The 22,106-nt window shown below is 60.1% G+C and carries 20 protein-coding genes, 2 tRNA genes and 2 pseudogenes; 17 read left to right on the plus strand and 7 right to left on the minus strand.

Annotated elements, in window-relative coordinates:
• The first annotated feature begins 10 nt into the window (after nucleotides 1-10).
• On the plus strand, nucleotides 11-835 hold the full coding sequence (locus ACM62R_RS03695; RefSeq protein ID WP_415182712.1) for a hypothetical protein: 825 nt from the start codon (nucleotides 11-13) through the stop codon (nucleotides 833-835).
• Nucleotides 836-1,137: 302 nt separating this feature from the next.
• Complete coding sequence (gene eda / locus ACM62R_RS03700; RefSeq protein WP_415182713.1) at nucleotides 1,138-1,785, plus strand: bifunctional 4-hydroxy-2-oxoglutarate aldolase/2-dehydro-3-deoxy-phosphogluconate aldolase; 648 nt, start codon at nucleotides 1,138-1,140, stop codon at nucleotides 1,783-1,785.
• A 158-nt stretch (nucleotides 1,786-1,943) separates the two neighbouring features.
• On the opposite strand, the gene ACM62R_RS03705 is transcribed toward eda, so the two are convergent.
• Nucleotides 1,944-2,019 (minus strand) — tRNA-Thr (locus tag ACM62R_RS03705).
• A 412-nt stretch (nucleotides 2,020-2,431) separates the two neighbouring features.
• Nucleotides 2,432-3,076 carry an SDR family NAD(P)-dependent oxidoreductase gene (locus ACM62R_RS03710; protein ID WP_415182714.1) on the minus strand — a complete coding sequence of 215 codons (645 nt, stop codon included), beginning with the start codon at nucleotides 3,074-3,076 and terminating at the stop codon, nucleotides 2,432-2,434.
• A 252-nt stretch (nucleotides 3,077-3,328) separates the two neighbouring features.
• On the opposite strand from ACM62R_RS03710, the gene ACM62R_RS03715 reads away from it, so the two are divergent.
• The 7 genes from ACM62R_RS03715 (at nucleotide 3,329) to ACM62R_RS03745 (ending at nucleotide 11,649) form a co-directional block, all read left to right on the plus strand.
• Nucleotides 3,329-4,900: a 2-isopropylmalate synthase gene (locus ACM62R_RS03715; RefSeq protein ID WP_415182715.1), complete on the plus strand. Its 1,572-nt coding sequence runs from the start codon at nucleotides 3,329-3,331 to the stop codon at nucleotides 4,898-4,900.
• Between the two features lie 210 nt (nucleotides 4,901-5,110).
• The gene (locus tag ACM62R_RS03720) at nucleotides 5,111-6,148 is read left to right on the plus strand and encodes a rod shape-determining protein (RefSeq protein ID WP_415182716.1); all 1,038 of its coding nucleotides are present in this window, start codon (nucleotides 5,111-5,113) and stop codon (nucleotides 6,146-6,148) included.
• A 30-nt stretch (nucleotides 6,149-6,178) separates the two neighbouring features.
• Nucleotides 6,179-7,105, plus strand: a complete 927-nt coding sequence (gene mreC, locus ACM62R_RS03725) for a rod shape-determining protein MreC (protein ID WP_415182717.1) — start codon at nucleotides 6,179-6,181, stop codon at nucleotides 7,103-7,105.
• Nucleotides 7,098-7,634, plus strand: coding sequence for a rod shape-determining protein MreD (locus tag ACM62R_RS03730; protein WP_415182718.1), 537 nt, complete (start codon nucleotides 7,098-7,100; stop codon nucleotides 7,632-7,634). Before mreC ends, ACM62R_RS03730 begins: the two co-directional genes overlap by 8 nt.
• The gene (mrdA, locus tag ACM62R_RS03735; protein WP_415182719.1) at nucleotides 7,631-9,574 is read left to right on the plus strand and encodes a penicillin-binding protein 2; all 1,944 of its coding nucleotides are present in this window, start codon (nucleotides 7,631-7,633) and stop codon (nucleotides 9,572-9,574) included. The genes ACM62R_RS03730 and mrdA overlap by 4 nt, the downstream gene beginning before the upstream one ends.
• The gene (rodA, locus tag ACM62R_RS03740) at nucleotides 9,571-10,710 is read left to right on the plus strand and encodes a rod shape-determining protein RodA (protein ID WP_415182720.1); all 1,140 of its coding nucleotides are present in this window, start codon (nucleotides 9,571-9,573) and stop codon (nucleotides 10,708-10,710) included. The genes mrdA and rodA overlap by 4 nt, the downstream gene beginning before the upstream one ends.
• Before the next feature lie 3 nt (nucleotides 10,711-10,713).
• Nucleotides 10,714-11,649 (plus strand): 2-hydroxyacid dehydrogenase, encoded by a 936-nt coding sequence (locus ACM62R_RS03745; protein ID WP_415182721.1) that lies wholly within the window; start codon nucleotides 10,714-10,716, stop codon nucleotides 11,647-11,649.
• A 30-nt stretch (nucleotides 11,650-11,679) separates the two neighbouring features.
• On the opposite strand, the gene ACM62R_RS03750 is transcribed toward ACM62R_RS03745, so the two are convergent.
• Nucleotides 11,680-12,477: an SseB family protein gene (locus ACM62R_RS03750; RefSeq protein ID WP_415182722.1), complete on the minus strand. Its 798-nt coding sequence runs from the start codon at nucleotides 12,475-12,477 to the stop codon at nucleotides 11,680-11,682.
• Nucleotides 12,474-13,070, minus strand: coding sequence for a uracil-DNA glycosylase family protein (locus tag ACM62R_RS03755; protein ID WP_415182723.1), 597 nt, complete (start codon nucleotides 13,068-13,070; stop codon nucleotides 12,474-12,476). The genes ACM62R_RS03750 and ACM62R_RS03755 overlap by 4 nt, the downstream gene beginning before the upstream one ends.
• 190 nt (nucleotides 13,071-13,260) lie before the next feature.
• Between ACM62R_RS03755 and ACM62R_RS03760 the strand changes: the two genes are divergently transcribed.
• From ACM62R_RS03760 to kdsA, 3 genes are read left to right on the plus strand one after another with little or no spacing between them, the layout of a single operon-like run.
• Nucleotides 13,261-13,920: an ABC transporter ATP-binding protein gene (locus ACM62R_RS03760; RefSeq protein ID WP_415182724.1), complete on the plus strand. Its 660-nt coding sequence runs from the start codon at nucleotides 13,261-13,263 to the stop codon at nucleotides 13,918-13,920.
• Nucleotides 13,898-15,592 carry a capsule biosynthesis protein gene (locus ACM62R_RS03765; protein WP_415182725.1) on the plus strand — a complete coding sequence of 565 codons (1,695 nt, stop codon included), beginning with the start codon at nucleotides 13,898-13,900 and terminating at the stop codon, nucleotides 15,590-15,592. The genes ACM62R_RS03760 and ACM62R_RS03765 overlap by 23 nt, the downstream gene beginning before the upstream one ends.
• A gap of 15 nt (nucleotides 15,593-15,607) precedes the next feature.
• The gene (gene kdsA, locus ACM62R_RS03770; protein WP_415182726.1) at nucleotides 15,608-16,441 is read left to right on the plus strand and encodes a 3-deoxy-8-phosphooctulonate synthase; all 834 of its coding nucleotides are present in this window, start codon (nucleotides 15,608-15,610) and stop codon (nucleotides 16,439-16,441) included.
• Nucleotides 16,442-16,534: 93 nt separating this feature from the next.
• Here kdsA and ACM62R_RS03775 read toward each other — a convergent pair whose 3' ends face one another.
• The gene (locus tag ACM62R_RS03775; RefSeq protein WP_415182727.1) at nucleotides 16,535-17,710 is read right to left on the minus strand and encodes an NAD(P)/FAD-dependent oxidoreductase; all 1,176 of its coding nucleotides are present in this window, start codon (nucleotides 17,708-17,710) and stop codon (nucleotides 16,535-16,537) included.
• A gap of 97 nt (nucleotides 17,711-17,807) precedes the next feature.
• Here ACM62R_RS03775 and ACM62R_RS03780 point away from each other — a divergent pair.
• Nucleotides 17,808-17,882, plus strand: a tRNA-Gln gene (locus ACM62R_RS03780).
• A gap of 282 nt (nucleotides 17,883-18,164) precedes the next feature.
• On the opposite strand, the gene ACM62R_RS03785 is transcribed toward ACM62R_RS03780, so the two are convergent.
• Together ACM62R_RS03785 and ACM62R_RS03790 are read right to left on the minus strand one after the other, a co-directional pair.
• Nucleotides 18,165-18,530 (minus strand): hypothetical protein, encoded by a 366-nt coding sequence (locus ACM62R_RS03785; RefSeq protein WP_415182728.1) that lies wholly within the window; start codon nucleotides 18,528-18,530, stop codon nucleotides 18,165-18,167.
• Nucleotides 18,520-19,911, minus strand: coding sequence for a primase-helicase family protein (locus ACM62R_RS03790; protein WP_415182729.1), 1,392 nt, complete (start codon nucleotides 19,909-19,911; stop codon nucleotides 18,520-18,522). The genes ACM62R_RS03785 and ACM62R_RS03790 overlap by 11 nt, the downstream gene beginning before the upstream one ends.
• Nucleotides 19,912-20,268: 357 nt before the next feature.
• On the opposite strand from ACM62R_RS03790, the pseudogene ACM62R_RS03795 reads away from it, so the two are divergent.
• From ACM62R_RS03795 to ACM62R_RS03810, 4 genes and pseudogenes are all read left to right on the plus strand, one after another.
• Nucleotides 20,269-20,628: pseudogene (locus tag ACM62R_RS03795) on the plus strand (transposase); the annotation flags it as partial.
• Nucleotides 20,629-20,707: 79 nt separating this feature from the next.
• Nucleotides 20,708-20,995: pseudogene (locus tag ACM62R_RS03800) on the plus strand (DUF6538 domain-containing protein); the annotation flags it as partial.
• A gap of 24 nt (nucleotides 20,996-21,019) precedes the next feature.
• Nucleotides 21,020-21,760, plus strand: coding sequence for a hypothetical protein (locus ACM62R_RS03805; RefSeq protein ID WP_415182736.1), 741 nt, complete (start codon nucleotides 21,020-21,022; stop codon nucleotides 21,758-21,760).
• Complete coding sequence (locus ACM62R_RS03810) at nucleotides 21,757-21,918, plus strand: hypothetical protein (RefSeq protein WP_415182730.1); 162 nt, start codon at nucleotides 21,757-21,759, stop codon at nucleotides 21,916-21,918. The genes ACM62R_RS03805 and ACM62R_RS03810 overlap by 4 nt, the downstream gene beginning before the upstream one ends.
• Nucleotides 21,919-22,106: the final 188 nt, after the last annotated feature.

Below are 22,106 nucleotides of genomic sequence, written 5' to 3' on the forward strand. Positions count from 1 at the left end.
AAGGTGTCGCATGGGTGGGGGGCGAAAGGGCTGGGTTGGGGTAATCGCTGCGGGCACGCTGGCGTTGACCACGCATTCTGCGTTGGCAGAGCTGACACGTTGCGAAACCTCGATTCATGGCGAGGCCAAATCCTTTGTCTATGACGCCGAAAATATGGCGCTGCGCGAAAACACCTCGCGCCGCGAGCGCCTTTTAGGGGCGCATGGCGCAATCACCTGCCCCGGATTTGTGACGTTGCGCGCCATGACGCCAGAGCTGGACGACCTCGGCCGCGCCCCCTTTTGCCTGCAATGGGACCGCGACGCCAAGACCTATATAGGTTTTGCCGAAGGCGCGCGCGATGCCTGGGTTTCATGCCGCAAACCTTCGCGCAGCTTTTGCCAACGGGTAAATGGGTCTACTGCGGCGGCGCGCCACCTTGCGGCCAATGCAACCGATCTTGCTTATGATATCGGCGGGCAAATCCTGGCGTATCCGGCCGGCACGGTGGTGCTGCAAGGCCAGGGGACTGCAATTGGCGGCTACCTGGTTGACCTTGGCTCTGTTGCGCTGGGCAACCCGGTTGCATTGGGGGCGGTGGCGGTTACCGCCGTCGCCGTGGGCGGCGCGGTTTACGTCTGTTCGGATGACGGGGCCAAAGGCGCCGCCGTGCAGGCGACACATGACCAAACACTGCCGGATGGCGCCGAAATTCAGACCGAGGCGCAGGACGCACGCCTTGGTGCGGATCTGCCGGCAACATCCCCCGATGATGCCAAGCCAATAATCATCGTGCCGCCGCCCCCAAAGACCGCAGATGAGCAGGCCGCGCCTATTTCCACCGACCACCAATGAGGGCGCCTCGCGTCGACATCCGGGGTGGATGCTGCCCCACAGGTGGCCGCTGTGGGTCTAGCCCAAGGCCAACATCCGCCCTGAACCCTGAGGATGTGTTTTGCCCGTCTTGCGTTTTCCCCCATAATCCTGAGAATATCGGGCGGCATCGCCAAACAGGCGAGCACGCGTGACAAAGGCGGCAAGATCACCAATAACGCGGCCCCTTAGCCCGTGCCTAATGAAAAAGCCGGCGCAGGGTCTGCAACTCAGCGGATACCACCACAGGCGTCAGCCCCCACAATGATATTAAAGGATTTATCATGAGCATTTTCGATACACTGTCCGCCTACGGTGTTGTTCCGGTGATCGCAATCGACGATGCGGCCGACGCCATTCCGCTTGCCGATGCCTTGATCAAGGGCGGCCTGCCGGTGGCTGAGATCACCTTTCGCACGACTGCGGCGCGCGACGCAATCGCCGCAATCGCCAGCGAACGCCCCGAGGTGCAGATTGGCGCGGGCACCGTGATTACCAATGCGCAGGTTGATGACGCAAAGTCAGCGGGCGCGCAGTTTTGCCTGTCGCCCGGCATTGACGTCGAGGTGCTGGCCCATGCGGCATCGGTGGGCATGCCCTTTGCGCCCGGCATCATGACCCCGACCGAGCTGCAAGCCGCGCTGAAGATGGGGTGCAAAATGGTAAAGTTCTTTCCCGCGAAACCCGCAGGCGGCCCAAACATGCTTAAAAATATCGCCTCGCCCTATGTCCATACCGGGATCGGATTCAACCCGACCGGTGGGGTGAACATGGATAACCTTGCCGATTGGCTGGCCCTGCCCGAGGTGCGTGCCGTTGGCGGCACCTGGATCGCCACCCGTGCAGATATTGCTGCGGGTAACTGGGACAAGATCGCCACGAATGCCGCGGCTGCGGTAGCCCGCGTCAGGCAAATCCGGGCTGCCGCGTAACCAGTCGTCGCTGATGGGCCGGCACTTTGGGCGCGGGCGTCCAAAGGTGCCAGCCTGGCCCATGCGGTGCCGCATCGGTGAAGGTCATGCACCGGGCGATGTGGGAGGGAGTACCCGCCCCACGCGCCGCCGAAATCTGATGATCGTTCCGAGAAGAGTGGTGCCGCTGAAGGGACTCGAACCCCCGACCCCATCATTACGAATGACGTGCTCTACCAGCTGAGCTACAGCGGCATTCTTCTCACTTGTTGGTCCGGCGCGGCCCGACAAGTTGCTCGGCGTGGGTTGTAATCTTTTGGCTTCGAACGTCAATCGCTAACAAGGCTGTAATTCGGAAATAAGCTGCTAAAACTTGCAAATAATTGATTTTGAAGAAATTTTTATGACGATATTTTGTGAAAATATTGATCAAGGGGTAAATTGCAGCCTCAACCCAAGGGGAACCCGTCAGCAAGCGGGGCGTAAGACGCCCGATGTTGGGGCGTTGGCCTGACCCGGCGTTCACAAGTTGGTTTTCCGTCAGGCAGATTCGTGCCGTGTGGTGGTTATATTGGTGACACTTGCGGTAAGCTCATGTTAGCGGCCCAAAAGCGGCGTTAATGGGCGCCAAAAGAAAGATTGCTGGCCGGTTTTTCCCTTTGCGCCATCACCAAGGCACCTCTTTTCCGGAATAGTCAAAAAACCCACCCGTTTGCGCGGGAACCAGCCCTTCGATCACCGATAAAAGATGATGGGCAGCCTTGTCGGGCGGGAATTTGTCACGGTCATAGTTTTTGGTAAATGAGGTGGCGACGGTTCCGGGATGCAGACAGGCGATTACCGCCTGCGGATGACTGCGCGCCAGCTCGATCGCGGCGGTGTGCATCATCTGATTAAGCGCAGCTTTGGCAGCCCGGTAGGAATACCAGCCCCCAAGGTGGTTATCCCCGATAGAGCCGACGCGCGCTGACAAGGCCGCAAACACCGCCCGCCGGTTTCGCGGCATCAGCCGTACCGCATGTTTAAGCGTCAAAAGCGGCCCCATTGCATTCAGCGCGAACTGAGACACCATTTCGTTTGCCGCAACAGACTTGAGGGTTTTTTCAGGATGTCCCAAGCCGCCCGTGGCCACGAAAATCAGATCAAAATGGCCCTCGATTGCGCCCAGATGCGCCGCGATACTGGCCTCGTCGGTGATGTCAAAGCCATGATTGCGGCGTGTCAGGCCCAGAACCTCGGCGCCGCCAGAACGTAGATGCGACGCCACCGCCCTGCCAATTCCCCCGCTTTCCCCCACAATCAATGCCCGCATGCCCTACCCCATAAGGTTATTTGAAAGGATACGTCCCGCCCTGCTTTTTGGACTTTTCTTTTTCATCCTCCTCCTTATAGTCCACGTCATGATACGGACCCTGCATATTCCCGCAGCCTTGGGCGCTTTTCGCGCCCGGTCGTTCCGTGCGCTGCTTCTCCTTAGCTACCTCTGAGCGTGCCCTTGGGTGCGACCGCTCAGAGGTGACCAGCGCCCAAAGGCCACAGCTTAGGACAAATAGAGAGAATTCAGATGACAACCACCACAATCGCCAAAGACCGCGTTCTGATTTTTGACACCACCCTGCGTGATGGCGAACAATCCCCCGGTGCCACCATGACCCATGACGAAAAGCTGGAAATCGCCACGCTTTTGGATGAGATGGGGGTGGATATCATTGAGGCGGGCTTTCCGATCGCGTCAGAGGGGGACTTTGAGGCGGTTTCCGATATTGCAAAGGCCAGCAAGAACGCCGTGATCTGCGGCCTGTCGCGCGCCAACTTCAAGGATATCGACCGCTGCTGGGACGCGGTGAAACACGCGCGTCAGCCGCGCATTCACACCTTCATCGGCACCTCGCCCAGTCACCGCGAAATCACCAAGCTGGACATGGACGAAATGATCCAGCGTATCCACGATACGGTGACCCACGCGCGCAACCTGTGTGACGATGTTCAATGGTCAGCGATGGATGCGATCCGCACCGAGCGCGACTATCTGTGCCGCGTGGTCGAATGCGCGATCAAGGCCGGCGCCGGCACGATCAACATTCCTGACACGGTCGGCTATACCCTGCCCGATGAAAGTGCCGCGATCATCCGCATGCTGGTGGAAAAGGTGCCCGGCGCGGATGGGGTCATCTTTGCCACGCATTGCCACAACGATCTGGGCATGGCCACGGCCAACAGCCTTGCCGCCGTGGCCGCAGGCGTGCGCCAGATCGAATGCACGATCAACGGTCTGGGCGAACGCGCCGGCAATACCGCGCTGGAAGAGGTGGTGATGGCGCTGCGGGTGCGGCGGGATCTCATGCCGTATCAGACCAATATCGACACCACGAAAATCATGAACCTTTCCCGCCGCGTCAGCCAGGTTTCGGGCTTTCCGGTGCAGTTCAACAAGGCCATCGTCGGCAAGAACGCGTTTTTGCATGAAAGCGGCATCCATCAGGACGGGGTGCTCAAGAATGTCGAAACGTTTGAGATCATGCGCCCTGCCGATATCGGGATTACCGAAACCAACATTGCGATGGGCAAACATTCCGGCCGCGCGGCGCTGCGGTCCAAACTGTCGGATCTGGGGTTTGACCTGGCCGACAACCAGTTGAACGATGTCTTCGTGCGCTTCAAGGCGCTGGCCGACCGCAAAAAGGAAATCTACGACGAAGACCTGGTCGCACTGATGGCCGACAGCGCCGCCAATACCGACACCGACTTTCTGCAGGTCAAATGGCTGCGGGTAATCTGCGGCTCCGAAGGGCAGTCGGCTGAACTGAAGCTGTTGGTCGACGGGGTTGAACACCATGCCGACACCTCGGGTGATGGGCCGGTGGATGCGGCGTTTCGTGCGGTGGACCAGATCTATCCGCACAAGGCGCGGCTGCAACTTTATCAGGTGCATGCAGTGACCGAAGGCACCGATGCGCAGGCGACTGTTTCGGTGCGGATGGAGGAAGAAGGCCGGATCGTCACCGGCTCTGCCGCTGATACCGATACCATACTCGCCAGCGTGAAAGCCTATGTCGGGGCGCTGAACAGATTGCGGGTGCGGCGTGAAAAAACCGCACCGGATGCCGATATGAAAAAGGTTTCCTTCAAACTCTGAAGGGGGCTTGCCAATGTGGCCCCGGGCGTAGTGATGCCGGGGCCAGATGTCACCAAAGTGATCGCAACTCCGGCGGATTGCCGCCGGGGCTGTCTCCATTAGGCCTTCCGCCACATCGCAGCGCAGCCTATATGGTTGACCGACCAAGACTCAGGGGCGCCGAGTCGGGGTGGTTCGATATTTGCACAAGAAAACGGAAGCGGGACACATATGGCTGGTTTTGGCGGGATCTTCTCCTCCGACATGGCAATCGACCTTGGAACAGCGAATACGCTTGTCTACGTTCGGGGCAAAGGGATCGTGCTGAACGAACCCTCAGTGGTTGCCTATCACGTCAAGGACGGCAAAAAGCAGGTCATGGCAGTCGGTGAAGACGCCAAGCTGATGTTGGGCCGCACGCCGGGCAGCATCGAGGCAATCCGCCCCATGCGCGACGGTGTCATCGCAGATTTTGACAGCGCCGAGGAAATGATCAAGCATTTCATCCGCAAGGTTCACAAGCGCACCACCTTTACCAAGCCCAAGGTTGTTGTTTGCGTGCCGCACGGCGCGACCCCGGTTGAAAAGCGTGCGATCCGTCAATCGGTTCTGTCGGCGGGGGCGCGGCGGGCCGGGCTGATTGCCGAACCGATTGCGGCGGCCATTGGCGCGGGCATGCCTATCACCGACCCGACGGGCAGCATGGTGGTCGACATCGGTGGCGGCACCACCGAGGTGGCGGTTCTTAGCCTTGGCGACATCGTTTATGCGCGTTCGGTCCGGGTTGGCGGCGACCGGATGGATGAGGCGATCATCTCATATCTGCGCCGCAACCAGAACCTTCTGGTTGGAGAATCCACCTCGGAGCGGATCAAGACCACCATCGGCACCGCGCGGATGCCCGACGACGGGCGCGGCGCCTCGATTCTGGTGCGCGGGCGTGATCTGTTGAACGGCGTGCCGAAAGAAGTTGAGATCAATCAGGCCCAGGTCGCAGAGGCGCTATCGGAAACCGTGCAGCAAATTTGCGACGCGGTCATGCAGGCGTTGGAGGCGACCCCGCCCGATCTGGCCGCCGATATTGTCGATCGTGGTGTAATGCTGACGGGTGGTGGCGCGTTGCTGGGTGATCTGGACCTGAGCCTGCGTGAACAGACGGGGCTCTCGATCTCGATTGCGGATCAGTGCCTGAACTGTGTCGCGTTGGGCACCGGCAAGGCGTTGGAACACGAAAAGCAATTGCGCCACGTCATCGATTACGACAGCTAAGCGCCCTTCGGCGCCTGACAAGAGGCACCCTTGGCAAGAGACCGCAACAATACCGATTATACCGGACCTGTGCGCCGCATCCTGATTACGATGCTGGTGCTGGTTTTGGCGTCGATCTTTCTGGCATGGCGGATCGACAGCCCCCGGGTGGAACGGTTTCGTGCGGCCTTTGTTGACCGTTTTGTGCCGACCTTTGATTGGGCCATGGTTCCGGTAACAAAGGTTCTGACCATGGTCGACGGGTTTCAATCCTATTCGCGCATCCATTCGCAAAATCAGCAGTTGCGGCGGGAATTGCAGCAGATGAAGGCCTGGAAAGAGGCTGCGGTGCAACTGGATCAGCAAAACGCCAAGCTTCTTGCGCTAAATCAGGTCCGGCTGGACCCTAAGCTGACGTCGGTATCCGGGGTGGTGCTGGCGGACAGCGGCGGTCCTTTTCGGCAATCAGTGCTGATCAATGTTGGCTCGCACGATGGGATTGTAGACGGCTGGGCAACAATGGATGGATTGGGGCTGGTCGGGCGGATCTCGGGGGTGGGGAATTCAACCAGTCGCGTGATCCTGTTGACCGATACATCAAGCATGGTGCCGGTAACAATTCGGCCCTCGGGGCAGCAGGCGATCCTGTCGGGTGACAATTCGATGCTGCCGCCGATCGACTTTTTGGAACATCCCGAACAGGTGCGCGCTGGCGATCAGGTAGTCTCTTCCGGCGACGGCGGAGTTTTTCCGGCGGGGATCTTGGTGGGGCAAGTGGTGGAGGACCGCGACAGGCGCCTTCGGGTGCGCCTGGCTGCGGATTATGAGCGGCTGGATTTTCTGCGCGTGCTGCGCAGCCATCCGGCCGAACAGCTGCATGATGCGGGCGTGCTGATCCCGCCGCCTCCCCCGTTGGCCGACCTGCCCGAGGGCAATCCTGCGCCGCAACCAAAGCCGGCGGGGCAAAACGATGGTTGACCCCAAAACCACCAAACGCATTGCGTATCGGATGCTTTTTGTAGCAATGGCCGCGGGCATCCTGTTTTTGCACCTGTTACCGCTGTCACCCGGTGCTGACCGCTCTCCGGGCCCGGATCTGACGTTGGCGTTGACCTTGGTCTGGGTGGTGCGGCGCCCCAGATATGTGCCGGTCTTGCTGATTGCTGCGGTTTTCTTTCTGGAAGACCTGCTGTTCTTGCGGCCCCCTGGCCTTTGGACCCTGATCGTCGTGCTGGCGACAGAATTCCTGCGGTCGCGTGAAACCACGTTGAGGCAGTTGCCATTCATTTCGGAATGGCTGATCGTGGGCGCGCTTATGGTGGTGATGCTGCTGGCCAATCGGCTGGTGTTGGCGCTGGTCGTGGTGCCGCAACCCACGTTGGAACAGACACTGTTGCAGATGCAGGCCACGCTGATTGCCTATCCGCTTGTCGCGCTCGTCTCGCAGGTGGTGTTCAAGCTGCGGCGCGTGCCGGGCGATATTGACGAAGCAGGGCTGCCCCTATGAGAAGATCCCCCAAAGACACCGCAACAAGCATGCGCGGCATTACCCGGCGGGGGCTGATGCTGGGGGGCGCGCAGACGGCGTTTGCGGCCGTGTTGGCGCTGCGCATGCGGCGCATGCAACTGGAACAGGCTGATGAGTTCCGCCTTCTTGCCGAGGGTAACTCGGTCAAGATCCGCCTTATCCCTCCGGCGCGCGGCCTGATCTATGATCGTAACGGCGTGCTTTTGGCCGGGAATGAGCAGAACTACCGCGTGACCATTACCCGCGAAGACGCGCATGACGTTGAGGCCGTGTTGCGCGATCTTCGCCACCTGATCCCGATTTCAGATGCGGACGCGGCGGATCTTATGGCCGAATTCAAACGCCGCAGCCCGACGACCCCGGTGACCGTTGCCGACCGCCTCAGCTGGGAAGAGTTCACCCGAATTGCGGTGAATGCACCCTCCTTGCCCGGCGTCACGCCTGAGGTGGGGCTTAGCCGCATCTACCCCCGCACCAAGGATCTGACCCATGTGCTGGGGTACGTCGGCCCGGTATCTGACTATGACCTCAGCCTTATTGAAAACCCCGACCCGCTTTTGCGGATTCCCAAGTTTCAATTGGGCAAGCTGGGGGTTGAGGCGAAGATGGAAGAACGTCTGCGCGGCAAGGCGGGCACCCGCCGGGTCGAGGTCAATTCAACCGGGCGCGAGATGCGCGAGCTGGGCCGCCAGGAAGGTGTGCCGGGCGACAATCTGCAACTGACCATCGACTACCGGCTGCAAAACTATGCGCTGGCGCGGCTGGGCGACGAAAGCGCCGCGGCGGTGGTGATGGATGTGCAAAACGGCGATCTGCTTGCAATGAGTTCGGCCCCGTCGTTTGACGCCAACCTTTTCGTGCGCGGCATTTCCTCGGCCAATTATCGCGCGCTGACTGAAAATGACCATCGCCCGCTGGCGGACAAGACGGTGCAGGGGCTCTATCCGCCCGGCTCGACCTACAAGATGGTCACCGCCCTTGCCGCCCTGGATGCGGGCGTGATTACCCCCGAAGATACCGTCTACTGCCCCGGCTATCTTGAACTGGGCGGGCGCAGGTTTCACTGTTGGAAACACGCAGGCCACGGCCGGGTCAACCTTTTGCAAAGCCTTGAGCAGTCTTGCGATGTCTTTTACTATGATGTCTCGCAGCGTGTCGGGATCGACAAGATCTCTGAGATGGCGCACCGCCTTGGCTTGGGTATCCGGCATGATCTGCCGATGTCGGCGGTGGCCGAAGGGCTGGCACCCAACAAGGCATGGAAGCAAGAGCGTTACGGCAAGAACTGGCTGATCGGGGATACGATCAACTCCTCCATTGGTCAGGGCTATGTGCTGTCGTCGCCGCTGCATCTGGCGGTGATGACGGCGCGCATTGCCAGTGGCCGCGCGGTCATTCCGCAACTGATGCAGTCGATCAATGGTGTCGATGTCAGGGGGCCGGAGCCCGCCGATCTGGGGTTGAAGCCCGCGCATCTGGCGGCCGTGCGCGCGGGGATGAATGCGGTGATCAATTCGGGGCGCGGCACCGCCAACGCCAGCCGGATTGTCACGGCAGACTGGCGTATGGCGGGCAAAACCGGCACAAGCCAGGTGCGCAACATCACCGCCGCAGAACGCGCGCGGGGTGTCATTTCCAACAAGAACCTTCCCTGGAATCGGCGCGACCACGCGTTGTTTGTAGCCTTTGCGCCCGTCGCGGCCCCGCGCTATGCGGTTTCGGTGATTGTAGAGCATGGCAGCGGCGGATCGACAGCCGCCGCCCCTGTCGCGCGCGATATCTTGCTGTTTGCGCTTAACGGTGGCCTGCCGCCGCTTACCGCCTACCCCGAAGGTCAGCGCGCAAAGGTCAAGGCCCAGCAAGACGCGCTGGATCTGGCAGCCCCGGCACCGCCGACAAGTGGGATGACCCGCTCATGAGCTATCTTGACCACAACCTGAAAGCGGTCCCGACCGGGTTTCGCAAGGTGCTTTATCTGAACTGGCCATTGATCGTGCTGTTGTCTGCGGTCGCCTGCGTGGGCTTTTTGATGCTCTATTCGGTGGCGGGCGGCAACATCGACACCTGGGCCGAACCGCAGATGGAGCGTTTCGGCGTGGGGATGGTAGGCATGTTGGTGGTGGCCTTCGTGCCGATCTGGTTTTGGCGCAACCTTTCGGCGCTGGCCTACACGGTGTCGTTTTTGCTATTGGTCGCGGTCGAGTTTTTCGGCTCTGTCGGCATGGGGGCGCAGCGCTGGATCGAATTGGGGCCGGTGCGTTTGCAACCGTCCGAGTTGATGAAGATTACCATGGTGATGATGCTTGCCGCCTATTACGACTGGTTGGATGTGTCGAAAACCTCGCGTCCGTTATGGGTGGCAATCCCGGCGGTATTGATCCTTGCACCCACGTTTTTGGTGTTGAAACAGCCCGACCTTGGCACCGCGATCCTGCTTGTTCTGGGCGGCGGTATCGTGATGTTTGTCGCCGGCGTCAGTTTTTGGTATTTCGGCACCGTGATCGCTGCAGGCATCGCGTTGATCTGGGTGGTGTTTGAAAGCCGGGGCACGCCATGGCAGATGATCAAGGATTATCAGTTCAGCCGCATCGACACGTTCCTTGACCCCTCAACCGACCCGTTGGGCGCGGGCTACAACATCATGCAGGCGCAGATTGCGCTGGGATCAGGCGGCTGGGCGGGCCGCGGTTTCATGCAAGGCACGCAGTCGCGGCTGAACTTTCTGCCCGAAAAGCACACCGACTTTATCTTTACCACCCTGGCCGAGGAATTCGGGTTTCTGGGCGCATTTTCGCTGCTGGTGCTCTACTTCGGGATCATTGCCTTTTGCGTTCACTCGGCGTTGACCAACAAGGACCGTTTTTCGGCGCTTGTCACGCTGGGCATTGCGGGGACGTTCTTTTTGTTCTTCGCGGTCAATATGTCGATGGTCATGGGACTGATGCCGGTGGTCGGGGTGCCATTACCGCTTGTGTCTTATGGCGGAACGGCGATGATGATCCTGCTGATGGCCTTTGGCCTGGTCCAAAGCGCGCATGTCCACCGCCCGAGGTAATTTATGCTGACCGTTCTTTTTGCCGCCCCGGCGGGGCTGTTGCCCGATTATGAAACCCCTCTGGCCGATGCCCTTGCCGAATTCGGGCTTAGCGCCACCATTGCCGATGAAAGCACCCCCGCCGCGCAGATCGACTATGTGATCTATGCACCCACCGGCCCGGTTCAGGATTTCACCCCCTACCGGAACGCCCGCGCGGTGCTAAGCCTTTGGGCCGGGGTCGAACGGATCGTGGGCAACCCGACCCTTATCCAGCCACTGTGCCGGATGGTCGATCCGGGGCTGACCGAAGGCATGGTGGAATGGGTCACAGGCCATGTGCTGCGCACCCATCTGGGGATTGACCGGCATATCCTGAACCAGGATGGCGTTTGGCGCCATTATGCCATCCCACCGCTGGCGCGCGAACGCCGGGTGACGGTGCTGGGGCTGGGCGCGCTGGGGGCGGCCTGTGGCGCGGCCCTTGCTGCGCTGAACTTTCAGGTGACCGGGTGGAGCCGGTCGCCAAAGTCCCTGCCCGGCATTACCTGCCTGTCGGGGAATGAGGGTTTCAGCGCGGCGTTGGCGCAGGCCGAAATCCTGGTTACACTGCTGCCCAACACCCCTGACACCGAAAACATACTGGACAGCGCCGCATTGGCGCAGATGCCGCAAGGCGCGGTCATCCTCAACCCCGGGCGCGGCAGCCTGATCGACGATACGGCCCTTTTGGCGGCGCTTGATCGCGGTCATATTGCGCAAGCCACGCTGGATGTATTCCGCACCGAGCCATTGCCACCCGAGCACCCCTATTGGGCGCATCCGAAGGTGACGGTCACCCCGCATATCGCGGCCGATACGCGGCCCGGCTCGGCCGCGCGGGTCATTGCCGAAAACATCCGCCGCGATCAGGCAGGCGAGCCGCTTTTGTATCTGGTCGACCGGCAAAAGGGCTACTGAACGCCGCCGCCCGGCACGATCCGGGTTCCATCAACGCAGAATCGGCGGCTTTGTCGGGTCCATGCCGGGGGCGGCGGGGGTCAGGATCTGCGCCCGTTCCTCGATGGGTTCGGGTAGCGCCAGCACCAGCGCCTTATCCAGCAACACCGCCGCGGCCGGATCTTCGGGCGTCAGAAACGTCACGTCAATCTCGCCGGCCTCAAGCCCGGAAAAGACCAGCGCCTCGGCAACCGCCTTGGCCAGCGCGGGTTCGGATTTCGGGGCGGCGCCCAGAAAGGCCAGCACATGGCCCCGCCGCCCGTCTTGATAGCTGACACCGCCCAGCAGCGCATGGCTGGCAAGCCCGGCCATATGGCTGAACTTGGCGTCAAAGGCGGGCAGCAGCGCCGCCAGAACCGCAGGCGGCAGCGCGGGCGCGTGAAAGGCAACGGGCGTTCCCATGGCCTCGGTCGGGGTGTGGGTCAGCGTATCGGTCAACCACTCCATCGCCTCGGGGGGAAGCAACATCGCAGAGGGCGCCACATCAAGGTTGACCCCAAGGCCAACCCCCTCGCCTACCAGATACTGCGCAATCACCCGGCCCGGCAACGCGGCATAGGGCGCGGGGCCATCGGTGAAACGGGTCAGGCGTTCTTCAAGATCAAAGGCCAGAACATAGTCGCCCTCTTCGGTCGCAAAAAGCTGGGGGGTGATGTCGTCGCCTTCGGGTTCGGATTCCAGCAAAACGAATAGTTCCGCATCTGCCAGCCGATCATAAAGCGCCAGCCGCGCGGCGTCATTTTCGGGGGCGGCTTCCATTGCGGCATGGGCGCGGTCAAAGGGGGTCATATCAAAACCTCGGTCAGGCGGGCGCGCAGCGCGGGCAACAGCTCGGCGGCGAACCATGGATTGCGTTTCAGCCAACCCGTATTGCGCCACGACGGATGGGGCAAGGGAAAGACGCAAGGCGCCGTGTCGCGCCAACGGGCAACGGTATCGGTAACGCTGACTTTGGTGCCCAGATGCCAACGCTGTGCCGCACCACCGACCAGCAGCACCAGCGGCACCTCGCCCAATTCCGCCATCACCTTGTCGCGCCATGTCGCCGCACAGATCGGCGGTGGCGGCAGATCGGACCCTGACGCATCAAGCCCCGGAAAACAAAAGGCCATTGGCACAATGGCAATGCGGGCGCGGTCATAAAACGTCGCTTTGTCGACCCCCATCCAATCGCGCAGCCGATCACCCGAGGGGTCGGAAAAGGGCACCCCTGATGCGTGAACCCGTATCCCCGGCGCTTGCCCCGCCACCAAAACCCGCGCCCCCGGCTGAAACCAGACCACAGGGCGCGGCGTATGCGCGGTTGCGGTAGCGGCAAAACGCGCGGCACAAATCGTGCAGGCGGAAATCTGGCGGATCAAATCGGTTTCAACGGCGGCCATAGGTGTTATCTAGGGGCAAGGCGCAGCCACTTAAAGCACCCTTCATTGCCAACAGTGCCACAAACGGCTTGTCACTACACATTTTTGCGTCAATCAGACACAATGTTGCCTGAATGATCTGGCAAAGTCATAACAATCACACGCCTGAACAACGCAAAAATCCAGAACAGCCGAACAAGGCAAGGGGCGAATGCTCGAATTCGAGAATGTCAGCAAGTCCTTCTGGACCGGAACAAGGCACAAGGTCATCCTTGACCAAGCCTCGTTTCGGGTAGAGCTTGGCAACTCGTTGGGTATTCTGGCGCCCAACGGCACTGGCAAGACGACAATCATCAACATGATGGCCGGGCTGGAAAAGCCTGATGAAGGCACGATCCGGCGCACATGCCGTGTCTCGTTTCCGTTGGGGTTCATGGGCGGGGTGGTTAACAAACACAGCGCGCGCGAAAATGCCCGCTTCATTGCGCGTCTTTACGGGCTGGACCCCGACTATGTCGAAGCGTTCTGCCGTTGGCTTTGCGGAATCGAGGAATATTTTGACAGACCGGTTGGCACCTATAGCCAGGGAATGCGCGCCCGGTTCACCTTTTCGCTGCTGCTGGCGCTGGAATTCGATATCTACCTGATTGATGAGGGCATGCCCTCGACCACCGATGTGGAGTTCAACCGCAAGGCCGGCTCGATCCTGCGGGATCGGTTGAAAGAATCCACCGTGGTGGTTGTGTCACATCGGGCCCAAACACTTGAGAAATTCTGTCGCTCGGCGGCTGTATTGCGCGACGGTAAGCTATATATGTTCGACACATTGGAAGAAGCAAAGCGGGTTTATGACTATAGCTCCCAAGGTTGAGAAATACCGCATCCGCAACGTCGATCCCGCAGCGGCCAGCTCGCAGGGCGGTAACGATCCCGAGTCGTTGTTCGAGGTGCCCGATGATGGCTTTGGCGATGAGCCCTTTCCTACCGCCGCGCAGCCCGACAGGCCGGATCCGACAGAGGCGCAGGAAATTGCCGCGATTCAGGCTGAAGGGCTGACCGGGCGGCAACTGCGTCTGGCGCGGCGCATGGCACTGCGCAACGGGATTGACGCCACCTCGGATCATGAGGCGGTGCGCCTGCTGCGCCGCCGTGGTATCGACCCGTTCGATCGTGGCGGTGTGGTGCATATGATCCACGCCAAGACCCCCGCCGCCGCCCTCGTTGCAAACCCGGCCAAGCGCAGCGGCAAGGCGGGCGGCATCGGCAACGTCATCTCCAGGGCTTTGGCCAGGATTGACAAATCCGACACAGAACCGCGTGTGCAGTTGCCGCAAACCACACAACAGAACGCAAACCTTCCCGCGCCGCAGCTTTATGACGAAGACAGCCGCGCCCGCCAGATCATCCGCATTCAGCGCGACATCGCCAAACGTCGGCGGCGCAAGCTCTTGTTGCTGATGACACGGCTGGCGTTCTTCGTATTTTTGCCGACGCTGATGGCGGGGTGGTATTACTATGCCATGGCGACGCCGCTTTATGCCACAAAAACCGAATTTGTCATCCAGCAGGCCGATCAGGGCATCGGCGGTGGCGGTGGCGGCCTGAGCGGCATGCTGAAAGGCACCGGCATGGCCACCAGCCAGGACTCGATCACCGTCCAAAGCTACCTCAACTCCCGCGAGGCGCTGATGCGCCTTGATAACGACATGGGCTTCAAGACCGCGTTCAGCAACCCCGAAATAGATGCGATCCAGCGCCTTCCAGAGGGCGCAACCAATGAAAAAGCCTACAAACTTTACCGTCGTAACGTCAAAATCGGCTATGATCCGACCGAAGGCATCATCAAGATGGAGGTGATCGCCCCCAACCCGGAACTATCGGTGGATTTCTCTGAATCGTTGATCAGCTACGCCGAAGAGCAGGTCGACCAGTTGACCCAACGCCTGCGCGAAGACCAGATGCGTGGCGCCCGCGACAGCTATGATGACGCCGAAGCCAAAGTGCTGGCCGCACAGCAAAAGGTGCTGGAACTGCAAGAACAGCTAGGTATCCTCGATCCGGTCAGCGAGACCAACGTGGTGATGACCCAAGTCTCCAACTTTGAAATCCAGTTACAGCAAAAACGCCTGCAGCTTCAGCAACTGTTGGACAATGACGCCCCCAATCAGGCGCGTGTCGACGGTGTGCAGGGCGATATCGAGCGACTTGAAATGCTGATCGCAGAACTTCGCTCCACGCTCACCCAACGCAACACCACCGGTAGCTCGCTGGCCGCCATTACCGGTAAGCTGCGCATCGCCGAAGCAGAATTGCAAACGCGTCAGCTTTTGCTCAGCGGTGCCGCCCAGCAAATGGAGCTGGCCCGGATCGAGGCCAACAAACAGGTGCGCTACCTGTCCATGGGGGTGCGTCCCATCGCCCCGGACGAGCCGACATATCCACGGTCTTTTGAAAGCACCCTGTTGGCATTTCTGATCTTCTCGGGCATCTACCTGATGCTGTCCCTGACGGCCTCAATCCTGCGCGAGCAGGTTTCGTCCTAAGCCCGGAGAATGCAGATGCATGACGTAACGATCGGCGGCCTGACCGTCGGTAACAACCGCCCCTTGACCGTAATCGCCGGGCCCTGCCAGTTGGAAAACCTGGATCACGCGCGGATGATCGCGGAAAAAATGGTTCGCGTTTGCGCGGATACCGGCGCACAGTTCATCTTCAAGGCCAGCTATGACAAGGCCAACCGCACCTCCCTGACCGGTAAACGCGGTCTTGGCATCGACGCGGGCCTGCGCGTGCTGGAGGCGGTTCGCACCGAATTCGGCTGCCCGGTCCTGACCGATATCCACGACGCCGAGCAGGCCCGCATCGCCGGCGCCGTGGTCGATGTAATCCAGATCCCCGCATTCCTGTGCCGCCAGACCGACCTCTTGATCGCGGCGGGTGAAACCGGGGCGGTGGTCAACATCAAAAAAGGCCAGTTTCTGGCCCCATGGGATATGCCCAACGTCATCAGCAAGGTCGAAAGCACCGGCAACGCAAAGATCCTGCTGACCGAACGCGGCACCTCTTTTGGGTATAACACGCTGGTGGCCGATATGCGCGGACTGCCCACGATGATGAAGACCGGCTACCCCGTCATCATGGACGCGACCCATTCAGTGCAGCAACCCGGCGGCCTTGGCGGCGCCTCGGGCGGGCAACGCGAATTTGCCCCGGTCATGGCCCGCGCCGCCGTCAGCCTTGGCGTTGCGGGGGTCTTCATCGAAACCCACGAAGCACCCGATACCGCCCCGTCGGACGGACCAAACATGATCCCACTGGCGCAGATGCCGCAGCTGATCAAATCGCTGATGGCCTTTGATGCGCTGGCCAAGGCCGATCCGATCCGCCTCTGACTTCCAATTTGCCAACGCAAGAATTGGGCCAGACAACTACCGCTTTTGTTTGGCCCAAATACTCACGGCGGAACGCCCCAATCATCACCGCGTTCAGGCCACCTGCCCCGCGGCCCAGCCCGATGACCAAGCCCATTGAAAATTATACCCGCCGAGCCAGCCCGTCACGTCAACCACCTCACCGATGAAATAAAGCCCCGGCACAGATTTCACCGCCATCGTGCGCGCCTCCAGCGCCTCGGTCGAAATACCGCCCAGCGTCACCTCGGCCGTGCGGTAACCTTCGGTGGCAACCGGGCGCACCTCCCACTCCTTGACCGCTTGCGCCAGCCGCTCAAGGCTCGCGTTGTTCAGATCCGCCAACCGCCCCGCGACACCCGCGTTTTCAGTCGCGAACACCGCCAGCTTTTCCGGCAAAAGCCGCGCCAGCGCATTATGAACGGCCACCCGCCCCGCTTCGCTGCGCATTGCCTTCAGCCGCGCCACAATATCGGCACCAGGGGCAAGGTCGATACTGACCGGCGTGCCTTCGCGCCAATAGCTCGAAATTTGCAAGATTGCCGGGCCCGAAAGCCCCCGGTGGGTAAATAACAGCGCCTCGTCAAAACCGGTGCGCCCGGCCCGGACCCGCGCCTGAACCGCAACACCCGCCATCAGTGCCGTGCGCGCCAGATCCTGCTCGGCAAACGCCAGCGGCACCAGCGCCGGGCGTGTCTCCGTCACTGGCAGGCCAAAACTTTCAGCGATACGGTAGCCAAGCCCGGTCGCCCCCATCTTCGGGATCGACTTGCCTCCGGTCGCCACGATCAGGCTCTGCGCCCGGATCGCCCCCCCCCCGGTCTCCACCACAAAGCCCGCATCATGGCGGATCGCGTCAATCTCGACACCCAGCCGCAACTCCGCACCGCAGTCACGCAGATCATCGGTCAGCATCCGCACCACCTGGGTCGCCTTGCCGTCGCAAAAAAGCTGTCCCAGCGTCTTTTCATGCCAGGCGATTCCCGCCCGGTCCAAACGCGCAATGAAATCCGCCGGCCGATAGCGCCGCAGCGCCGATAGGGCAAACCGCGGATTTTGCGACAGGAATGCCTCGGGCGCGGTGGAAAGATTGGTAAAATTGCAGCGCCCACCGCCCGAGATGCGGATTTTTTCTCCCGGCGTTTTCGCGTGATCCAGAACCATCACACGCCGCCCACGCCGCCCGGCCTCAATGCCCGCGAACATGCCAGCGGCCCCGGCGCCAAGGATCAGAACGTCTGTTGTCTCCATGGCCCAGCCTTAACGCGCGTCTTGGGCAAGGTGCAATCACATTTGCGGCTTTTTCCTCTTGCAGCCCCCGAACACGTTGGCTAAACAGCCACCAAGTTGGGGCGTGGCCAAGTGGTAAGGCATCGGTTTTTGGTACCGTGTACCGTAGGTTCGAATCCTACCGCCCCAGCCAATCATTAATGTTAGTTGAAAACTGCATATCCTCTTCGACTTGTTAAGCGTCCATCCCTAGGGGATGCCCCAAAGGCTGCCCCTCCCTCCTAGGGGAAATAGGTATAAGTAATGGAGGGTGGAGGAGGTATACACGTAGTCGATACCCCCCTTAGTAGTGCATAACCCGCTTTCCGTTATGTTCTTCGCAGACCTTTTGCCTAGCTATTTGACTTGGTCCTCAGGCTAGAACGGGTGGCAAGGGTGACGGGTTTTCCAATTGGCGAGGGTCAGTGCCACGGGGTTATAGCAAGCCAAAGTCCACCCCGTTTGCGGCAAAGCCGCGTTCATCCTGCAAGTTCTCCCCCCGTGAGCCAATCTCCAGATGGTCCGGGTTGATACAGCGACGATTGTTGCACCGATGACGAACCACGTCATCATAGCTCGCCACGACCCCATTCAGAATGCAGTGGATAAAGCGATAGGCAGGCATTTGCCTCCCGCCGAACCGCACCTTTCTGGCCCCGAGGGTGGGCGTCTCAATACATCCCGTCTCGGTCTTCGTTCCTTCCGCTATCAAAGAAAAGGCCCGCGAACGAGCCCCCTCCTGATGGTCTTTCAATACTGCCTCGAACCACTGCTGCGAGGCGTCTGCATATTCAAACGTCATAGACCGTTTCCTTCAAATGCGTTGCTAGTGCCTCGTCGAAGCCATCAGGGCCGAAGATCCTGCCACGCTCCACCGTATAGCCCTGTCGCACCCAAATCTGGCGAGCATAGTCGGTGCCGCCCCACTTCACTTGACGCTTTACCCAGCCAAGGTCAGACATCAAATGCTTGGTGGTATTGATGTTGGCCTTCAACGTCCCCGTGACGATCTCTACCACTTCAGCTTCCGGCACTGCGTGCTGCTTCATTACGTCCAGATGCTCTTGCAACTGATCCAGAACTGTCGCCCGCCCATTGCCAAACACCTGCTTCATAATTTCCGTGCCATGGACCTCGACATTGAGCGTCTTGGCTGAGAAGTCGTCAGGTAGGACGCGGATCATTAGCGCGTTATAAAGCCGCGCGATGTTGGCGGGTTCCTCCGCCCAGTCCTCAAGCCGCCCGACCAGTTCCGCAAACTCTTCAGCCCTTGGCCCCCGCGCGTAGCCGTCGTGGTCGATGTTAACGATGTAGTAGCGCCGATCCTCAGCCTCAATCCAGAAGGGCATGTGGTTGCTGGTCAGCACCATGCACACCCTCTGCTCAACCCGTTCGGTCTCCCTGCCCTTCGCCTCCCCCGCCGTGAACTTCTCCGTAATATAGGTCTTAAGGGTGTTTGCATCGCCGCCGCCAAGCTTAAGGTTGACCTCCTCGCACACCACCAGCTTGCTCTGAAGCAGCGTCATGTTAAATCGGCCCGTCAGCTTGTCGACGTTATTTTGCGTGATGGAATTAGCCTCACCAAACAGCCGGATCAGCAGGCGACCCAAAGCGCTTTTTCCTGTGCCCATCTTGGACGAGTAAAAGAAGGGTGCCCAGTTTGGCTTGTCCTCTTCGTGCTGCAAGGACCACGCCAGCCAGTTTACGAACATGTCCCGCTCAGGCTTACGGGTGAAAAACCAGTCAAGGAACTCGCCCGCCACGCCAGCCTCCGCTTCAGTCACCGCCAGCCGCCGATAGCTGGGTTCGCGCCATGTGTTGATCGTCGCTACGCCCCGCTCGACGATGATCCGCCGGTGGTTACCGGGCCGGAATACCCAGTTGCCACTCCAAGGCAGGATGGTCTCTTCCACCACGGTATGACGCGTATGTATCACCCGCTTGAGTACAGCCGCGACCAGATCGTTGGTTAACGGGATGTCAGGAAACTCTTCGCGAAACCGGATCATAGCGGTCTGCTCGACATCAACCCGTGATCGCCGATGGGCAAGGTCGTCGACATCGTGGTAGTTGTTATTTAGCCGCACGAACCAGCTTGCCATGGCGCGTGAGAGGGTGGTCAGGTGCTCGGGATCATAGCCCTTAGTGGCGACCAGATGCGGGTTAATATTCGTCACATTCATAATGAATTTCCTTTATAAAAACGCTTGGATTTGAGAGGCAGACAAAGCCCTGCAAAAACGCTCAAATGCTGCGTTTGGGGTGCTCTATTCCTATTAACGTCGACTGGTGGATTTGGGCTTGTTAGCGGCCCCGTTGTACCGCTCCTACCCAACTGCATTCCGACACCCCCGAGACACCCGAAGAACCGCCAAAACCCAAGCTGAATACATCCCCCAGATTCTGATCCAATTTGGGAAACGACGAAAAAAGCGGAGTGTGGCTCCCCCGGCAGCACGAGGCCGCCGAGGGTGCTTTCAGGTAAGCTTCCTGGTCACCACGTAGTCAGCCAAGGCTTGCCAGTACTGGTCGGCGTTACGGAACCCGATGCACTGGCGGTGCCGGATGCGCCCAATGTGACCTGGTCAATAGACTTTATGGCAGATCGCCTCGGGGATGGCCGGGCATTCCGGCTGTTGAACATCTTGGATGATTTCAACCGCGAAGGGTTAGGCATCGAGGTCGATTTTTCCTTGCCCGCTGAAAGGGTCATTCGCAGCCTGAACCGCATCATCGAGTGGCGCGGAAAGCCCGGCACAATTCGGGTTGATAATGGCCCCGAATACATCAGTGGAAAGCTGCTGGAATGGGCTGAGAAACAAGGAGTTAGCATCCAGCACATCCAACCCGGCCAGCCGCAACAGAACGCCTACATCGAGCGATACAACCGCACCGTCAAAGGCTCCTTCAACTGGTAGACTTTTGCGCCGCCCCTTGGTTGGCTTTTACGCCGCCGTTGATAGATATTGGGTCGACGGGATGCCGTCGCGAAACGCTGTGTCACAGTCTTCCCAATGTGTGACACATGATGTGACACGAGCCACCAGGCGCGCGCCGGCACAGGCGGCACGCGAGCCTCGGCCATGCCGCCCCCGCCGAAGCCGATCCGCAGGGCCCTACCTCCAGCGTCGCGGCGCGATCTACTACTTCAGAAAACGCTTACCCCACGTCATCGCCCAAAAAGGTGGTCCCGAATTTCTGTGTCTCTCGCTTCGAACCCCTTTACTGCCCGAGGCGATGGGCCGAGCGGCTCGTCTCTTCGCTGTTCTGAAACGCGAAGCGACAAAAATCATGACAAACAAAATTGGGCAGAGCACTCCGGCAGAGAAGATCCCCGTCGTGCTGGGAGAAGCGCTACGCCATAAACTGGCCCGCGTCATTCTCGAACAGGATATCGGGCCAGACCTCCCCGACGACGAGATCGACAGGCGCATCGAGGTGCTGGATCAGCAATCCATCGACCTCAAGCGCGATGCCCGGCGCAACGACTTCACCAAGGTGGAGAGCACGATCTCGACGGCCGCCGGAAAGATCGGCCTCCCGGTGCAATCACCGCTTTCGAACGACCTGGGTCGTCGCGCCATCGACCTGATCCGCGCGATCATGGACCTTGAAGGGAAGGTGCTCGACGGCGAAGATGCGCGTGCCGGTGCGCGCCCTCTGGTCGCTCAGTTCAGCGACACATCCGTGGATCAGTTCGTGTCGTCGAAGTCCGTTTCCCTGTCGGAATTTTGGGATAAAGCGCTGAAGCTCTATCCTTCAAAGGACATGAAAGGGAACATCGACGCCATCGCCAAGATCGCGATCATCTACTTCGCAGACATCCCGGTCGCGACAATCGCCGCCGAAGACCAGGAGAATTTTTCGCCTGGATGGCGCGCCTGCCGAAAAAGCACGGGAAAAGGCATGGCAAGAACCGCTTCCGCCGGGACACCCCGCTTGAGCCCGAGAAATACGCCTTCACCAAACAAGACGAGATCGACGAGGCCGATGCGGCAGACGAGGAGGTCTTGCAGGAGATCCGGGGAATGAACCACCTCTCCGATCTGGAAAAGCGTGCCCTGCTCGCTGAGCGCCTCACGTCACGGATCACCATGACGACGATCCATCGCAACCGCGACGGGCTCAATCGCCTGTTCAAGGCCGCCGGCGCACTCGGGTGCAACACCCCGCCTGTCGCACTGTCCTAAAAGCGGATTGAGGCCGCCATAACATCAGCCGCCCCTAACGATCCTCTCTGTGTCCGCGTGACCCAACCGAAGATCCGCCTGCCCTGAAGGTGTGGATTGCAGGCGGGGTAAACCGCCCCGGCTTTACCGGAAAGCAAAACTCTCGGAGAATTGCCAGTTATGGAACAGACATCAAAGAAGAAGACCTC

It is taken from the genome of Phaeovulum sp., assembly GCF_047638075.1.
Lineage (GTDB): Bacteria > Pseudomonadota > Alphaproteobacteria > Rhodobacterales > Rhodobacteraceae > UBA6197.

Excerpts from the sequence above, each read along its gene's own strand:
- ACM62R_RS03695 (WP_415182712.1), top strand. The coding sequence starts at position 11 with ATGGGTGGGGGGCGAAAGGGCTGGGTTGGGGTAATCGCTGCGGGCACG.
- eda (WP_415182713.1), top strand. The coding sequence starts at position 1,138 with ATGAGCATTTTCGATACACTGTCCGCCTACGGTGTTGTTCCGGTGATC.
- ACM62R_RS03710 (WP_415182714.1), bottom strand. The coding sequence starts at position 3,076 with ATGCGGGCATTGATTGTGGGGGAAAGCGGGGGAATTGGCAGGGCGGTG.
- ACM62R_RS03715 (WP_415182715.1), top strand. The coding sequence starts at position 3,329 with ATGACAACCACCACAATCGCCAAAGACCGCGTTCTGATTTTTGACACC.
- ACM62R_RS03720 (WP_415182716.1), top strand. The coding sequence starts at position 5,111 with ATGGCTGGTTTTGGCGGGATCTTCTCCTCCGACATGGCAATCGACCTT.
- ACM62R_RS03730 (WP_415182718.1), top strand. The coding sequence starts at position 7,098 with ATGGTTGACCCCAAAACCACCAAACGCATTGCGTATCGGATGCTTTTT.
- mrdA (WP_415182719.1), top strand. The coding sequence starts at position 7,631 with ATGAGAAGATCCCCCAAAGACACCGCAACAAGCATGCGCGGCATTACC.
- rodA (WP_415182720.1), top strand. The coding sequence starts at position 9,571 with ATGAGCTATCTTGACCACAACCTGAAAGCGGTCCCGACCGGGTTTCGC.
- ACM62R_RS03745 (WP_415182721.1), top strand. The coding sequence starts at position 10,714 with ATGCTGACCGTTCTTTTTGCCGCCCCGGCGGGGCTGTTGCCCGATTAT.
- ACM62R_RS03750 (WP_415182722.1), bottom strand. The coding sequence starts at position 12,477 with ATGACCCCCTTTGACCGCGCCCATGCCGCAATGGAAGCCGCCCCCGAA.
- ACM62R_RS03755 (WP_415182723.1), bottom strand. The coding sequence starts at position 13,070 with ATGGCCGCCGTTGAAACCGATTTGATCCGCCAGATTTCCGCCTGCACG.
- ACM62R_RS03760 (WP_415182724.1), top strand. The coding sequence starts at position 13,261 with ATGCTCGAATTCGAGAATGTCAGCAAGTCCTTCTGGACCGGAACAAGG.
- ACM62R_RS03765 (WP_415182725.1), top strand. The coding sequence starts at position 13,898 with ATGACTATAGCTCCCAAGGTTGAGAAATACCGCATCCGCAACGTCGAT.
- kdsA (WP_415182726.1), top strand. The coding sequence starts at position 15,608 with ATGCATGACGTAACGATCGGCGGCCTGACCGTCGGTAACAACCGCCCC.
- ACM62R_RS03775 (WP_415182727.1), bottom strand. The coding sequence starts at position 17,710 with ATGGAGACAACAGACGTTCTGATCCTTGGCGCCGGGGCCGCTGGCATG.
- ACM62R_RS03785 (WP_415182728.1), bottom strand. The coding sequence starts at position 18,530 with ATGACGTTTGAATATGCAGACGCCTCGCAGCAGTGGTTCGAGGCAGTA.
- ACM62R_RS03790 (WP_415182729.1), bottom strand. The coding sequence starts at position 19,911 with ATGAATGTGACGAATATTAACCCGCATCTGGTCGCCACTAAGGGCTAT.
- ACM62R_RS03805 (WP_415182736.1), top strand. The coding sequence starts at position 21,020 with ATGACAAACAAAATTGGGCAGAGCACTCCGGCAGAGAAGATCCCCGTC.
- ACM62R_RS03810 (WP_415182730.1), top strand. The coding sequence starts at position 21,757 with ATGAACCACCTCTCCGATCTGGAAAAGCGTGCCCTGCTCGCTGAGCGC.